The organism is Pseudomonas sp. LBUM1646, assembly GCF_059716165.1.
Window position 1 is genome coordinate 989,861 of the sequence record NZ_CP166810.1, and the last position, 16,007, is coordinate 1,005,867.

Here is a 16,007-nt window from a genome sequence, read left to right on the forward strand (position 1 = left end):
ATGTCATGAAGTTAGCCATTGTTACGGCCTGCCCGAACGGCATGGTCACCAGTGTGCTGTGCGCGCGGCTGCTCGATGCAGCGGCCCAGCGCCAGGGCTGGAGCACCAGCGTCGAAGTCAACGACGCGGCGCACCCGGAGCGTCAGTTGTCAGCGGCGACGATTGAGTCCGCCGAATGGGTGTTGCTGGTGACCAGCGCGCCTGTGGATATGTCGCGATTCGTCGGCAAACGCGTGTTCCACAGCACCCCGGCCCAGGCCCTGCAAGATGTTGAAGCGGTGCTGCGTCGCGGCGCTGAAGAGGCCGAAGTCTACGTTGCCGTCGAAGCTGTCGCCGAACCTGCCGTGGCCGCAAAAAGCGCCCCGCGTCTGGTCGCAATTACCGCCTGCCCGACCGGCGTTGCCCATACCTTCATGGCTGCCGAAGCCTTGCAACAAGCGGCCAAGCGTTTGGGCTACGACCTGCAAGTGGAAACCCAGGGCTCGGTTGGCGCGCGTAATCCCCTGAGCGCAGCGGCGATTGCCGATGCCGATGTGGTGCTGCTGGCGTGCGATATCGAAGTCGCCACCGAACGTTTCGCCGGCAAAAAGATTTACCGTTGCGGCACCGGCATCGCGCTGAAACAGGCCGAAGCCACGCTCAACAAAGCCTTGGCTGAAGGCAAGCAGGAAACCGCTTCGAGCGGCGCCAAAGGCCCAGCCAAGCAAGAGAAGACTGGCGTCTACAAACACCTGCTGACGGGTGTGTCGTTCATGCTGCCGATGGTGGTGGCGGGCGGGTTGATGATCGCCTTGTCGTTCGTGTTCGGCATCACCGCGTTCAAGGAGCCGGGCACACTCGCCGCTGCGCTGATGCAGATCGGTGGCGAGACCGCGTTCAAGTTGATGGTGCCGTTGCTGGCGGGGTACATCGCTTACTCCATCGCCGACCGTCCGGGCCTCGCGCCGGGGATGATTGGTGGTTTGCTGGCGAGTACGTTGGGCGCCGGTTTTATCGGCGGGATCCTGGCCGGGTTTATTGCGGGTTACGCGGCCAAGGCGATCAATCGTTATGCGCGGTTGCCGCAAAGTCTTGAAGCGCTGAAACCGATCCTGATCATCCCGTTGCTGGCGAGTCTGTTCACCGGTCTGGTGATGATCTATGTGGTCGGAAAACCGGTGGCCGGCATGCTCGAAGCGCTCACGCACTTCCTCGACAGCATGGGCACCACCAACGCGATTCTGCTCGGTGTGTTGCTCGGCGGCATGATGTGCGTCGACCTCGGCGGGCCGATCAACAAAGCCGCTTATGCGTTCTCCGTGGGGCTGTTGGCGTCGCAGAGTTACGCACCGATGGCCGCAACCATGGCCGCCGGTATGGTGCCGCCGATTGGCCTGGGCATCGCGACATTTATTGCTCGTCGCAAGTTTGCCCAGACCGAACGCGAGGCCGGTAAAGCGGCGCTGGTGTTGGGGCTGTGCTTTATCTCCGAAGGCGCGATTCCGTTTGCGGCGAAGGACCCGTTGCGAGTGATTCCGGCGAGCATCGCCGGTGGAGCACTGACCGGTGCGTTGTCGATGTATTTCGGCTGCAAGCTGATGGCGCCGCACGGTGGGTTGTTCGTGTTGATGATCCCGAATGCGATCAACCATGCGCTGCTTTATTTACTCGCCATCGTGGCCGGGAGTTTGCTGACGGCGGTGGCGTATGCGCTGCTCAAGCGGCCGGAAGTGGTGGAGTTGGCGCTGGAACCAGCCAAGGCCTGACCCCGCAATACCTGTAGGAGCGAGGCTTGCCCGCGATTGCGGTTTAACATTCAACAAAAATGGTGACTGTCAGGTCGCTATCGCGGGCAAGCCTTGCTCCTACAAGGATTGTGTTTTCACACGGACGTCATGCGCACGTGCTTTAGTTTCCCTTTTTCAGGGAGAACCCCATGAGCGAATTCAACCTCGGTCGCCGGCGTGTCATGCAAGCGGTCGGCGCCGGTTTGTTGCTGCCCGGTCTGGCCCCCGCAGTCATCGCCTCGGTCCAGGATCGCCCGCAACTCACCGACGGCGTGCAGTCCGGCGACTTGCTGGGCGACCGGGCGATGGTCTGGAGCCGCAGCGACCGTCCCGCACGGATGGTGGTGGAATGGGACACCCGCAGCCTGTTCACCAACCCGCGTCGTTTCGTCTCGCCCTTGGCTGATGCTCGCACCGATTTCACCGCCCGCGTCGAACTCACCGGCTTGCCCGCCGACCAGGCGATTTTCTACCGTGTGCACTTTGAAGATGCCCAGAACGGCACGAGCAGCGAACCTTGGTTCGGCCACTTGCGCAGCGTGCCGACGGCCCGTCGCGACATTCGTTTTGTCTGGAGCGGTGACACCGTCGGCCAAGGCTTTGGCATCAACCCGGACATCGGCGGCATGCGCATCTACGAAGCCATGCGTCTGCGCTTGCCGGACTTTTTTATCCACAGCGGCGACACCATCTACGCCGACGGCCCGGTGCCGGCGCAACTCACCACCGAGAGCGGCCGGGTGTGGCGCAACATCACCAGCGAAGCCAAGAGTAAAGTTGCCGAAACCCTCGACGAGTATCGCGGCAACTACCGCTACAACCTGATGGACGAAAACATCCGCCGCTTCAACGCCGAAGTGCCGCAGATCTGGCAGTGGGACGACCACGAAGTGGTGAACAACTGGTCTCCGGGCAAGCAACTCGATGAGCGCTACAAGAGCAAAGATATCCACAGCCTGGTGGGCCGCGCGCGTCAGGCCTGGCTCGAATATGCGCCGATGCGTTTGCAGAGCGCCGACAACGGCGGGCGGATTTATCGCAAGCTCAGCTATGGGCCGATGCTTGATGTGTTTGTGCTGGATATGCGCAGCTATCGCGGGGCGAATGATGACAACCTGGGCGCTGCCAAACCCTTCCTTGGCCGCGAACAACTCGACTGGCTGAAGGCTTCATTGAAAGCCTCAACTGCGCAATGGAAAGTCATCGCCGCCGACATGCCGATTGGTCTCGGTGTGCCGGACGGTGAAGTCAGTCCGGGTGTCGCTCGCTGGGAGGCGGTGGCCAATGGCGATCCGGGGCCGGCTCAGGGGCGTGAGCTGGAGATCGCCGAGTTGCTGGGCTTTTTACGCAAGCAACAGGTACGCAATTTCGTGTTCCTGACGGCGGATGTGCACTACTGCGCGGCGCATCACTATCACCCGGATCGTGCGGCATTTCAGGATTTCGAGCCGTTCTGGGAGTTTGTCGCCGGGCCGTTGAATGCCGGGAGCTTTGGCCCGAATCCGTTGGATAAAACCTTCGGGCCTGAGGTGGTGTTCGAGAAAGCACCACCTGCGCAGAACACCTCGCCGTTTGCCGGGTTTCAGTTTTTTGGCGAGGTGAATATTGAAGGGCAGACGGGGGAGATGAGTGTGGTGTTGCGGGATCTGGATGGGGTGAGTGTGTTTGAGCAGACGTTGCAGCCGGTTTGACGGGGAGATCGTTCCCACGCTCAGCGTGGGAATGCCTCAACGGACGCGCTGCGTTCGGCTCTTGATGGGACGCGGAGCGTCCCGGGCTGCATTCCCACGCGGAGCGTGGGAACGATCTGGCTTGAGGTGTCAGTAGACGTCGCGCCGGTAGCGGCCTTGTTCGATCAACCGGTCGACCTCTTCGATCCCGAGTATTTCATTGAGCGCATGGTCCACCCCCGAAGCCATGCCCTGCAAGCTGCCGCAGATATAGATCACGGCGCCATCGGCCAGCCATTTTTTCAACTCTTCTGCGGATTCACGCAGGCGATCCTGGACGTAGATTTTCTCCGCCTGATCCCGTGAAAACGCCAGGTCCAGGCGCTCCAGATCACCCTCGATCAACCATCCTTCCAGCTCATCGCGACACAGGAAGTCATGTTGGCGATTGCGCTCGCCAAACAACAACCACTGCCGTTGCTGCCCATCGGCAATCCGCGCCTTGAGCAAACTGCGCAGCCCCGCCAGACCGGTGCCGTTACCCAGCAGGATCATCGGCAGCGGTTCGGTCGGCAGGTGGAAACCGCTGTTGCGCCGCACCCGCAGGCTGATGCTGCCGCCTACCGGCGCATGTTCGGTCAGCCAGCCGGAGCCGATGCCGAGGCTGCCGTCGGGGTGCAGTTCCTGACGCACGATCAGTTCCAGTACGCCGTCGGCGGCGATCGAGGCGATGGAGTATTCGCGCATCGCCAATGGCACCAACGCCTGCACCAGCGCCTGGGCATGCAGGCCGACCAGATGTGCGCGGTTCTCGGGCAGCTGTCGACTGGCGAGGGCCTGGTCCAGCGGTTGCGAGAGGCCGTCGAGTTCAACGCTGGCCCGACCATCAATCCCCAGGCCATCGAGGAAATGCTCGATCGCCCAAGGGCAATTGCGCGGCATGACCTCCACTAGGTCACCGGCCAGCCAACTGCTGGTGGTAGGGGCCATGAGGCCGATCATGTACACCGGCGAACCGCTGCTGTCCGGGTTCATCAGCTCGCGCCGGGCCAGGGTCCAGTTGTCGTAGCTGGGCGCTTGCCAGGTGTCCACGGGCGCCTGTCCGGTCAGCAGGCCGAGTTGCTGTTGCCAGTGACGCAAGGCGTAAGGGTCGCCGCTGTCGACTTCCACCGGGGCAAACAGGGTCTTGCCGCCGTGTTCGCCGAGCCAGGTGTGCAAGCGGCGGGCGAAGCCGCAGAAGTGCTGATACTGGCGATCACCCAGGCCGAGCACCGCGTAGTTGAGGCTTTCCAGGCTCAACGCCCGGCCCAGCACTTTGCGTTCGAAACCACGGGCACTGTCCGGTGCTTCGCCGTCGCCGAACGTGCTGACCACGAACAACGCATTGCTCGAATCACGCAGATCCTGCTCGCTGACATTGGCCAACGGCTGAACCTTCACAGGCAACCCGGCGGCCTGAAGTTGCCCGGCGGTTTGCCACGCGAGTTGTTCGGCAAACCCGCTCTGACTGGCGAAACCGATCAGCCACGCCGGTGCATTGCTGCCCGGTTGCGCCAGGCCTTTACGCGCATCCTTGATCTGGCGTTTCTTGCGTCGACGGTCCAGGTACAGCAACCAGCCAGTGACAAAAAACAGCGGCATGGTCAGCGCGGTGATGGTCAGGATGATCCGCCCGACGATGCCGAAGTAGCTGCCCGTGTGCAGCGCGTAAATGCTGGTCAGCAGTTGCGCCTTGAGGCTCTTGTCGCTGTAGCGGTCGTGGCGTTTGACGATGCCGGTGGCCGGGTCGAGGCTGATCTCGTTGAGCGCACGATCATGGGGCGAGGTGTTCAGCAGGTAATAAACAGTCGCCGGTTGGCCGGCCAGCGGCGGCATACGAATGTTGTAGGCGGACAGGTTCGGGCCGGCGGCGCTGTAGATGCTGCTCCACATCGCCGCGTAATCGGCGCTCGGCGCTGGGCCGGTCGGGGCCGGACCCCGGTTGCGCACCCGCTCGTTCTGCGGCGCGTCGGAGAGCAATTGAGTCAGGCCCTTGTTGTACCACTCGTAGGACCAGGACAACCCGGTCAGCGCGGCCAGCAGGTAAAACAACATGCACCAGGTGCCCGCCACCGAGTGCAGGTCCCAATTAAAGCTGCGCCCCTTTTTCTTCCAGTCGAGGGTCAGCCAGGCGCGCCATTTATTCCACTGGCGCGGCCAGCGCAGGTAGAGGCCGGACAGGCAGAAGAACAGCAGGATCAGGGTGCAGGCGCCAGTGATCTGCCGGCCGGTATCACCCATGGCGAGGAAGCGGTGCAACTGCAACACAAAGCCAAAGAAGTCCTGGCCCGTGGCGTCGCCCAGGAACTCGGCGGTGTACGGGTCGAAGTAACGCATCTCACCGCGACGCTCGCCTGGTGGCGGGGTGAAGATCACCCGCGCGGCGTTGCCGCTGTCGGTCTCGACCCAGAGCATCGAGACTTTCTTGCCGGAGGCGGCTTCGATGTGTTCAACCAGTTCCGCCGGCGGCAGCACACCGGCGACCTGCTTTTCGACCTGCAGCACCGAAGGATTCAGCGCCCGCAGGATTTCGTCCTGAAACGATACCGTTGCCCCGGTGATGCCCATCAGGGCCAGGACCAGCCCGGCGCTGATGCCAAAGAACCAATGCAACTGGAACAGGGTTTTCTTCAACACGTCGCTCGCCTTGTTCGTTCAAAAGTAATCATCACGGCGCGCATTATGCCGTGGGTTGTCGAGAAACATTCTTTATTACGCACAAAAGCCCCGTTCAATTCAATGAACGGGGCCATAACCCGATGCCAACGTAGGAGCTGGCGAAGCCTGCGATCTTTTGATCTTTGGCGATTTCAGTGCCGCCAAAATCAAGATCAAAAGATCACAGCCTTCGGCAGCTCCTACAGGGTTTGGGTTAGAAGTGGAAATTGGCACTCAGCAGGGCAGTACGACCCGCCGCCACGTGGGCGTAATGCGTCTGGAACACCTGGTCGAAATAACGCTTGTCGGTCAGGTTCTGCACGTTGAGTTGCAGGTCGACGTTCTTGGTCAGCGCGTAGCTGGCCATGGCGTCGTAGCGCCAGTAGGACGGGATCTCTACCGAGTTTGCGACGTTACCGAACTGCGAGTCGACGAAGGTCGCGCCGCCGCCAATGGTCAACTTTTCCGGGATCAGGTCGTAGGTCGACCAGAGGGTGAAGTTGTTCCGTGGCGTGCTCGGCATGTGGTTGCCTTTGTCGGCGGCGAGGGTGGTCTTGACCACTTCGCTTTCCATGTAGGTGTAGCCGCCGAAGACTTTCCAGTTACGGGTCAGCTTGCCGGTGTAGGTCAGCTCCAGGCCGTTGACGGTTTGCTCACCGTCCAGCACTTGGGTGGTGGCGCCGTCGGGATCGTCGATCCGCGCGTTGGTTTTCTCGGTGCGGAACAGGGCGGCGGTCAGCGACAGGTCGTCACCGAAGAAGTCCCACTTGGTGCCGATCTCGTAGTTGCGGTTCTTTTCCGGGTCCAGGTCACTGTTGTTCGCCGCCAGTTCCAGGCCGCCGTTACCGCTGGTTTCGCCAGCCGGGTTGCTGGAGGTGGAGTAGGCCGCATACACGCTGCCATTAGGCAACGGGTTGTAGACCACACCGATCTGGTAGTTGACCAGGTCGCTGGTGTTCTCCCGGGAGAAACTGCCCGCTGGCGAACTACGGCCAGCGTTGGCATAGCCGCTGGATTCGGTCTGGTAGTTGTCGTAGCGCAGGCCCAGGTTCAGGGACCATTGCTCGTTGAATTTCAGGGTGTCGAACACGTAGGCCGCAGCGGTCTTGGTGTCGGTGTCGGTGAAGGCATTGCTGTCTTTGATGGAGCCCGACCAGTTATCCCCAGGCGTCGGCTTGTACAGATTGGTGCAGTCGCCGGAGTTGAACAGCGCGCGGTTGCAGGTGGTACCGCTGGCGGTCGAGGTCAGGATGTACGGGCGGTTGTGGGTGTCCTGATAGGAAAACTCCAGACCGGTGACCAGGCTGTGTTCGATAGCGCCGGTGTTGAACTTGGCGCTCAGGTCGGTCTGGTTGACCCAGCCGCTGGACGTCGAGTTACGGTTTTTCGAGCCACGGTACACGCTGCCGTTAGCCACGTTGCCCTTGCTGTCGTCCGGGTTGGTGACGATGTAGTCGAGGGTCGAGCGGGACATGCGGAAGCTGTTGGAAACGGTCAGGTCGTCATTCAGATCGTGTTCGATCTTGATCGTGCCGCTGTCGTTTTCGGTCTGGCGATAGTCGCGACCGGTGAGGCCGTAGAAGTTGTCTTTATTGACGTTGGCCGGCTTGTCGACGTGGTACTTGCTGCGATTCGGGCTCAAGGTCAACGGCACGCCGTAGTCCGGCATGTCATCGGTTTCGACGTGGTAGTAACCGACGGTCACTCGGGTGTCGGTGCCCAGGCCGAAGGAGAAGGTCGGCGCCACGCCCCAGCGGCTGACGTCCACGGCATCACGGCCGGCGACGTTGGCTTCGTGTTTCATCAGGTTCAGGCGGAAGGCCGAAGTGTCATTAATCTGCTGGTTCAGGTCGAGGGTGGTGCGCTTGGTCTGGTCCGAGCCCCAAGTGAAGCCGCCGTTGTAGAAGTTGCCCAGTTTGGCGGTCTTGCTCACCAGGTTCAGGCTGCCACCGGTGGAGCCGGCGCCGGTGAAGGCCGAGCCTGGGCCCTTGCTGATCTCGATCGATTCAACGTTGAAAATCTCGCGGCTCTGGGACGCCGGGTCGCGCATGCCGTCGACGAAGGTGTCGCTTTCGGCGTTGAAGCCACGAATGATCGGACGGTCGCCGGCCGGGTTACCGCCTTCACCGGCACCGAAGGTGATGCCCGGTGTGGTGCGCAATGCGTCGACCAGACTGGTAGCGCCGGTATCGCGGATCACCTGTTGCGGGATCACGGTGACGCTTTTTGGCGTTTCGCGCAGTGGCGCGGTGTACTTCTTGGAGGCCGACGTATCGGTCTTGTAGGAGGTGTCTTGCTGCTCGCCAACAACGCTGGTGGCGTCGAGGGAAATCGCATTGCCCGGTGCTTTTTCGTCGGTCTTTTCAGCCGCGAAAACCATGTGGCCTGCGGAGCCGGCAGTGATCGCCATACCAATGGCAGACGCGAGCAAACGTGGTGAACTGACCGGTAATTGTGGTTGTTGGCGTGACATGTGAATTCCCCTCCCCAAGGATTTGAGGCCGCGGAATATAGGGTAAATAGGTATTTGTATCAATTGCAAAACGTTACTATTCGCGAAGAATTTACATTCTTTTCAATTTAACCTTACGGTTTTTGCTGGCTCGTTCGTCTGTGAGGTTTTACACGGGCAATAAGAATCAATACCATTGGCGTCTCTTTGAAACCAGGTGTCGTCCTCATGTTGCTGCACATTCCCGGCGTGTTCGCGAAAGAAGAAGTGCAGCGCATCCGCGAAGCCCTGGAGCAGGCCGATTGGGCGGACGGCAAGATCACCGCCGGTTTCCAGTCGGCCAAGGCCAAGCACAATCTGCAACTGCCTGAAGGTCATCCGCTGGCCAAGGAAATCGGTGCGGCGATGCTTGAGCGGCTGTGGAAAAATCCGCAATTCATGTCGGCCGCGTTACCGCACAAAGTCTTCCCGCCGTTGCTGAACTGTTACACGGCGGGCGGCAGTTTCGACTTTCACATCGACAACGCCGTGCGCCAGCCCCAGGGCAGCATCGAGCGGGTACGCACCGACCTGTCGGCCACGCTATTCTTCAGCGAGCCGGACGACTACGACGGCGGCGAACTGGAAATCCAGGACACTTTCGGCACCCAACGGGTTAAGTTGCCCGCCGGCGATATGGTCCTCTACCCCGGCAGCAGCCTGCACAAGGTCAACGCCGTCACGCGCGGCACGCGTTATGCGTCGTTCTTCTGGACCCAAAGCCTGGTCCGCGAAGACAGCCAGCGCGCCTTGCTGTTCGAGATGGACGGGGCGATCCAGCAACTGACCCGCGACCTGCCCGACCACCCTTCGCTGATCCGCCTCACTGGCACCTATCACAACCTGTTGCGCCGCTGGGTCGAGGTATGAGTTATCAACTGCGCCGCGAAGAAGTGCTCGACGGTGACCGGCTCAAAGCCATGCTCGAGGAAAGTCCGGCGCGGGCAGCCCAGGCGATTCTGATCGCGGCGCGCGAAGGTGTGCTTGATGCCCAGGCGCTGCTCGGGCAGATCCTGCTGGACGGGCAGGGAATCGAACAGGATCAGTCGCTGGCTGTGCGCTGGTTCGAGATTGCGGCCAAGGTCGGGCACTTGATGGCGCGCAACATGCTCGGTCGTTGTCATGAGCATGGCTGGGGTTGTGCGGCGGATGCTTCGGTGGCGGCGGGGCATTATCGACTGGCGGCTGAACAGGGGCTGGATTGGGCGATGTACAACTACGCCAATCTGTTGGCCACCGGGCGCGGCGTGGAGCAAGACCAGGTGCAAGCATTGAGCCTCTATCGCCGTGCGGCTGAAGCGGGCCACGCGAAATCAATGAACTTACTGGGGCGGTATATGGAGGAGGGGCGCTATTGCCCGGTTGATCCTGTGACGGCTGTTGACTGGTATCGACGCTCGGCACTCGGCGGCGATTTTCGTGGGCAGTTCAGTTATGCGGCGGTGCTGGCGGACGAAGGGAACATAGACGCGGCGTTAGGTTGGCTGCACAAGGCGCGGGAGGGAGGGAATATCAACTTTCTGCAAGTCAGCAGCGAGTCATTGCTGGGCGCACGGCATCCGCAGATTCGCGCCGTGGCCCAGCTTTATCGGCAGCGACTGGCCGAGCTGGCCAGTCACCGGGTCTAAGGCCCCCGCACCGTCCCATCGCCAGACGGGCCGGTGCGTAGCAAGGGCTGACAATCAGCCGCGCGTCCAGCGACCTTGCAGGACAGTCATGTACTCGCGCAGCGCGTGGCATTGCTCGATGAGTCGATTGCCGATGTTCAGCATGTCTTCATTCCTGGATGGCATGACCGCCTTCAGGAACGCCGCCAACGAATCGACCAGTTTGCCGGCTTCACGGACATAGGCCTGTTGGTGCGGCACGACTTTCTGAGTGTCATCCAACTGTCGGGTCTTGTCGTTGACGTCTTGCAGTTGGGTTTTCAGCGAATTGACGCGCGTCTGACGCTGGTCGATCCGGGTCTGGATGATTTGGCGGGCCTTGAGCAAATCCCTGTACTTGGTCAGTTCGTTGGCTTCATCGAGGAATTTGTTCGCCACAATCAGCCCGGCCTTAATGGCGGCGGTTTCCGGCGTTTCGGGCTTGTCACCGATCAGCGCCGTGAGTTGTTCCAACAACGGCTTGAGGCGATCGATAAAGCTCAACTTTTCGAAGACCTTGATGGCTTCGTTCAAGATATCTTCATCGCCACGCAGGGTGTCCAAGGGCACTTGCTCTGCGCTCAGCTCTTTGTCCAGGCTGACCTGTTTGTCTGCCAGCTCTGCCAGCCTGAAGCGGTTGTTGCTGATGCTGATGCTCTGGACATCGAACACGCCGTTCTGCAGTTGCGTGTGCAATTTCGTAATGTGGCCGGTGCACATTTCCATCAGTTGATTGGTCGTTTTCGAATACATCTTGATGGCGTTTTTTACACCTTCATCGGCTTCACGGCCGGTCAATACCGCCAGGGCTTCCAGGTTATCTTGAAGGTCTTCGGTTTCCAACGCGGTGATGGCCGAGGTAATGGTATTGGCGAATAGTTGGTCGGTACTGCTGACGGCAGCATTAAGCCCAATCAGTTCATCGCTCAAGGCTTTGATGTACAGGTTGGCGGAGCCGACAATCGATTGGTAACGAATGGATTCACGGCTGTCCCGAATCAAGGCGAAGTCCGGGGCGACATAAGATGGAGTGGTCATGGGGAAATCCTTTTTCCTGTTTGTAGATGGGTTGTTTAGTCGAACGCGGTAATAAGAGCGTTTGCATTGTTTTGAATGCTTTTCCAGTTTTTCAAGATAACTTTAAGGCTGGAAACAAAGCTTCTGAGCGTGAGGAAGTCATTAATGCCGGCGAGCTTGTTTTTCGAGGCGTTAATGTATTCGGACGTTGAGATCCACAGGGTTTCAAGTTGCGAGGTACTGGTAATGGCGCCTTCAACGTAAGTGATCAGGCTGTCCAGTTCGCTATGAAGTTCGAGCAGTGTGCCCGAGAGAATGCTTTTCTGTTTGACTTGCTCGGTGAGTTGTTCGCGTTCCTTAATCAACGGTGATAGATGGATCTTTTGTAAGTCAGCAACAAGCTTGTAGTGAACAGAGCCCAATGGGTTGACAAACCCCATGACATGATCAAAAAACGTGGGCGAAGTTTCTCGGGTTTTTTCATCAATGCGTTTCTGGGTTTCGTCGATTTTTTGATTGATCTGGGTAATTTGACGATTGATTTCATCACTGCTGGCCAGTTTCAGTTTTGCGCCGATACCGACATGGACTTCATCGTTGAGTTCTGTCTTGAAATACTTCAAACGCGCCAGGATGTCCATGCTGCTCAGCTTCTTGTCATCGATCGAGCGGCCAATGAACTCCAGGGATTCCTTGATGGAACCGAAGCGATTCTTCTCGGCTTTGCCGATTTCCAACGGTCGCAGGCTGTTGATCTCTTCTTCGCTCATGTTTTCGATCGTGCCGAGGAAGTTTTGATAGCCCGGCATGGTAACGATGGCGTCGATAATGTCCTGGCCGAAACTTTCCAGGTCTTCGGAGAATGTCGAAAGACTGCCACCTACGCGTTTCATGGAAGACTCGATGTCCTTCCAGGCGTTAGCGTTATTGATAATCTTGTGATAGAGGCTGACAACGTCAAACGGTTCCAGACCCACAATATTGGTCTTTTTGGTTTTCAGTTGTTGTTCAACTTCTTCAAGTGTAACGGGCAGCGCTTTCGCGGTCGCAATATAATGTTTAATCTTGCGAATGTCGTCTTTTGTAATGATAGGGGTTGAGGTGTTGTAACTCATCTGCATTGTTCTAATTCCGTTTAGAGTGTGCGTTGAGTTTTTAGAGTAAATGCATTTTCCCGATTGTTGTATGTTTTCTCTGTAACCTGTTCTTTCTTTGAGTTGTTGTAAGGTTAAGAGCCTCTAGAGAAATATTAATCATAAAAAACCCGCGAATCATCGCGGGTTCTTTTGAGGCGTTTGCGCTTACACGTAAAACGACTTCAGCGGCGGGAAGCCATTGAATTCAACGGCGCTGTAACTGGTGGTGTAAGCACCGGTCGACAACCAGTACAAACGATCACCGATGGCCAGGTTCAGCGGCAAACCGTACTTGTAGTTTTCATACATGATGTCGGCACTGTCACACGTCGGGCCGGCGATGACCACTTCTTCCATCTCGCCTTTCTTCTCGGTCCAGATCGGAAACTTGATGGCTTCGTCCATGGTTTCGATCAGGCCGGAGAACTTGCCCACATCCGTGTACACCCAGCGCTCAACGGCGGTGCGGGATTTACGCGCCACCAGTACCACTTCGCTGACCAGGATGCCGGCGTTGGCGATCAACGAACGGCCCGGTTCCAGGATGATTTCCGGCAGGTCGTCACCGAAGTCTTCCTTGAGGAAGCGGATGATCTCTTCAGCGTAGGTTTCCAGGCTGTTGGTGCGGGTGATGTAGTTGGCCGGGAAGCCGCCGCCCATGTTGATCAGCTTCAGGTGAATGCCGTCTTCTTCTTTCAGGCGTTCGAAGATCACTTTGACCTTGGCGATCGCCGCATCCCAGACGCTGATGTCGCGCTGTTGCGAGCCGACGTGGAACGAGATGCCGTAAGGCACCAGGCCCAGGTCGCGGGCGAGGATCAGCAGGTCCATGGCCATGTCGGTCTGGCAGCCGAATTTGCGCGACAAAGGCCAATCGGCCGTGGTCGAGCCTTCGGTGAGGATGCGCACGTAGACTTTCGAACCCGGTGCAGCCTTGGCGATGTTGCGCAGGTCGGCTTCGGAGTCGGTGGAGAACAGACGCACGCCCTTCTCGTAGAAGTAGCGGATGTCCTTGGATTTCTTGATGGTGTTGCCGTAGCTGATACGGTCGGCGCTGACGCCGCGGTCCATCACTTTGTCCAGTTCGTAGATCGAGGCGATGTCGAAGCTCGAACCTTTTTCTTTGAGCAGGTCGATGATTTCGACGGCCGGGTTGGCCTTGACTGCGTAGTAGACCTTGGCGAATTCGAAACCGGCGCGCAGGTCGTCATAGGCCTGGCTGATCATCGCGGTGTCGATGACCACGAACGGGGTTTCTTGCGTGTCGGCGAAGGCCTTCAATCTCTGGAAGGTTTCGCGCGCGTAATAGTCTTCGACGTTGATCGACATGCTGGGATCTCCTACTGGCAAACTAGATTAATCAATGGGTGCAAATGAACGTCCTCCGTATCCCCACTTTGGTTCGCCTACTTCCCAAGGCATGTCGCCGAAAGCAAAAAGGCCACGGGAGGCGGTGCTGCCCTTGGCCTTGCTGTCTCGTCGTCAGTACTTGAGCCGGATGGATCGTTTCCAGCATGGACGTTCGGCGCGAACTTTAGGGCGTGAGGGGCTTGAGATCAACAAAAAATGTCGCGTTTTTGCACGCTTCCGTCGTGCGGTCCCGGACAGCTACTGATGTAACCGACCTGCATGACAGTGTGATGTTCCCTCAAATGCTCGTTCCCACGCTCTGCGTGGGAATGCATCCAGAGACGCTCTGCATCTCAAAGGGCGGACGCAGAGCGTCTTGGGCGGCATTCCCACGCAGAGCGTGGGAACGATCAGTAGAAAGAGATCAGGCGACGGCAGCCTCGGCTGGCGAAACAATGCTGGTCTTGCCACCACGGGACTTGCCGGAGCTCAGGTACTCGGCAATCGATTCCTGGGTCACTTCCCCGAGGAACACCCGCTCGGCGTCCATCACCGGCAGCCACGAGCGGTTGAACTCGTACATGCGCGACAGCAGGATGCGCAAATGCTCGTCGTACGCCGCCGTGGCGTTGAACTCGCGCAAATACTGAGCGCAAGTGCCGGTCTGACGGTGCAAGTCGCGACGTCGTACGTAACCGAGGGCCTTGTTCTCACCATCCGTGACCACCACATAACGACGGTCCAGTTCGTCCATCAACTCCAGGGCCTCGGCCACCGGGGTTTCCGGGCTCACCGACGGCGCGTTGTCCGCCGCGTCTTCGGCTTTCACCAGCAACAGACGCTTGAGCGTACTGTCCTGGCCGACGAAGTTGCTGACAAAGTCGTCCGCCGGGTGCGCCAGCAGCGTATCCGGGTGATCAATCTGCAGCAGCTTGCCGGCGCGGAAGATCGCAATCTTGTCGCCGAGCTTGATCGCTTCGTCGATGTCGTGGCTGACCATGATTACGGTCTTGTTCAGCGCCCGTTGCATCTCGAAGAACTCGTTCTGGATCATCTCGCGGTTGATCGGATCGACCGCGCCGAACGGTTCATCCATCAACAACAGCGGGGCATCCGCCGCCAAGGCACGAATTACGCCGATCCGCTGCTGCTGACCGCCCGACAACTCACGCGGGTAGCGAGTCAGGTACTGCTTGGGTTCGAGCTTGATCATGCTCATCAACTCGCGGGCGCGGTCGTGGCATTTCTGTTTGTCCCAGCCCAGCAGGCGCGGAACGATGGTGATGTTTTCCTCGATGGTCATGTTCGGGAACAGACCGATTTGCTGGATCACATAACCGATGTTGCGACGCAGGGTCACCGCGTCAAGGTCGGTGGTGTCTTCGCCGTTGATCAGGATCTTGCCCGAGGTCGGCTTGATCAGGCGGTTGATCATTTTCAGCGTGGTGCTTTTGCCGCAGCCCGATGGCCCGAGGAACACACAGATTTCGCCTTCATTGACGGTCAGGCTTACCGAGTCCACGGCTTTCACATCTTTGCCGTTGCTTTGGAAGGTCTTGCTGAGGTTTTGAAGTTCGATCATTTCAGGAGTCCTTTTGGAGTCAGCGTGCGTTGCAGCCATTGCAGAAGCAGGTCGGCGAAGATGGCCAGGAGACTGACCAGCACGGCGCCGACGATCAGCATCGACATGTCGCTGCGGCTGATTGAAGCGAGAATAAGTACACCGAGGCCACCGGCACCGATGGTTGCGGCGATGGTCATGACACCAATGTTCATGACCACGGCGGTGCGCACACCAGCGAGGATCACCGGCACGGCAATAGGCAGTTCGACCATGCGCAGGCGCTGGCCGAAGGTCATGCCGATGCCGCGGGCGGCTTCGCGAATGCCAGGCTCGACGCCAGTTAGCGCCAGATAGGTGTTGCGCATGATCGGCAGCAGTGAGTACAGAAACACGGCAGTGATCGCCGGCATTGGGCCCAGGCCCTGGCCGAACTTGGAGTAGAACGGCAACAGCAGGCCGAACAGGGCAATCGACGGCACCGTCAGCAGCACGGTGGCGCTGGCTTGCAGCGGGCCGGCCAGCGACGGGAAGCGCGTCATCAGGATGCCCAACGGCACGCCCACGAGGATCGCCAACGTCACCGCGATGCCGACCAGGGTGATGTGCTGCAAGGTCAGGTGCAGGACCAGCGGCCAGTCGAGATGGGAAAAGGCGTTTAGAAATTCCATGT

At 59.1% G+C, this 16,007-nt stretch carries 11 protein-coding genes; 4 read left to right on the top strand and 7 right to left on the bottom strand.

The window, feature by feature from the left end:
- Window positions 1-5 precede the first annotated feature (5 nt).
- Complete coding sequence (locus ACA071_RS04260; protein WP_497643274.1) at window positions 6-1,745, top strand: PTS fructose-like transporter subunit IIB; 1,740 nt, start codon at window positions 6-8, stop codon at window positions 1,743-1,745.
- Window positions 1,746-1,915: 170 nt separating this feature from the next.
- Complete coding sequence (locus ACA071_RS04265) at window positions 1,916-3,457, top strand: alkaline phosphatase D family protein (RefSeq protein WP_497643275.1); 1,542 nt, start codon at window positions 1,916-1,918, stop codon at window positions 3,455-3,457.
- 129 nt (window positions 3,458-3,586) lie between these two features.
- On the opposite strand, the gene ACA071_RS04270 is transcribed toward ACA071_RS04265, so the two are convergent.
- Entirely contained in the window at window positions 3,587-6,112 is a 2,526-nt protein-coding gene (locus ACA071_RS04270; protein ID WP_497643276.1) for a PepSY domain-containing protein, read from the bottom strand.
- A 235-nt stretch (window positions 6,113-6,347) separates the two neighbouring features.
- Window positions 6,348-8,606: a TonB-dependent receptor gene (locus ACA071_RS04275; RefSeq protein ID WP_497643277.1), complete on the bottom strand. Its 2,259-nt coding sequence runs from the start codon at window positions 8,604-8,606 to the stop codon at window positions 6,348-6,350.
- 207 nt (window positions 8,607-8,813) lie between these two features.
- Here ACA071_RS04275 and ACA071_RS04280 point away from each other — a divergent pair, with 207 nt between their 5' ends.
- Window positions 8,814-9,494 carry a Fe2+-dependent dioxygenase gene (locus tag ACA071_RS04280; protein ID WP_497643278.1) on the top strand — a complete coding sequence of 227 codons (681 nt, stop codon included), beginning with the start codon at window positions 8,814-8,816 and terminating at the stop codon, window positions 9,492-9,494.
- Window positions 9,491-10,252: a tetratricopeptide repeat protein gene (locus ACA071_RS04285; protein WP_497643279.1), complete on the top strand. Its 762-nt coding sequence runs from the start codon at window positions 9,491-9,493 to the stop codon at window positions 10,250-10,252. The genes ACA071_RS04280 and ACA071_RS04285 overlap by 4 nt, the downstream gene beginning before the upstream one ends.
- A 54-nt stretch (window positions 10,253-10,306) precedes the next feature.
- Here the strand turns inward: ACA071_RS04285 and ACA071_RS04290 are convergent, their stop codons facing one another.
- From ACA071_RS04290 to ACA071_RS04310, 5 genes are all read right to left on the bottom strand, one after another.
- Window positions 10,307-11,308 carry an alpha-xenorhabdolysin family binary toxin subunit B gene (locus ACA071_RS04290; protein WP_497643280.1) on the bottom strand — a complete coding sequence of 334 codons (1,002 nt, stop codon included), beginning with the start codon at window positions 11,306-11,308 and terminating at the stop codon, window positions 10,307-10,309.
- A 35-nt stretch (window positions 11,309-11,343) separates the two neighbouring features.
- Window positions 11,344-12,402 carry an alpha-xenorhabdolysin family binary toxin subunit A gene (locus tag ACA071_RS04295; RefSeq protein WP_497643281.1) on the bottom strand — a complete coding sequence of 353 codons (1,059 nt, stop codon included), beginning with the start codon at window positions 12,400-12,402 and terminating at the stop codon, window positions 11,344-11,346.
- 186 nt (window positions 12,403-12,588) lie between these two features.
- On the bottom strand, window positions 12,589-13,752 hold the full coding sequence (locus tag ACA071_RS04300; protein WP_497643282.1) for a type III PLP-dependent enzyme: 1,164 nt from the start codon (window positions 13,750-13,752) through the stop codon (window positions 12,589-12,591).
- A 445-nt stretch (window positions 13,753-14,197) separates the two neighbouring features.
- A complete protein-coding gene (locus ACA071_RS04305; RefSeq protein WP_497643283.1) occupies window positions 14,198-15,355 on the bottom strand; it encodes an osmoprotectant ABC transporter ATP-binding protein OsmV in 1,158 nt (385 codons plus the stop codon).
- A complete protein-coding gene (locus ACA071_RS04310) occupies window positions 15,352-16,005 on the bottom strand; it encodes an ABC transporter permease (protein WP_282480007.1) in 654 nt (217 codons plus the stop codon). The genes ACA071_RS04305 and ACA071_RS04310 overlap by 4 nt, the downstream gene beginning before the upstream one ends.
- Between the last annotated feature and the right edge of the window lie 2 nt (window positions 16,006-16,007).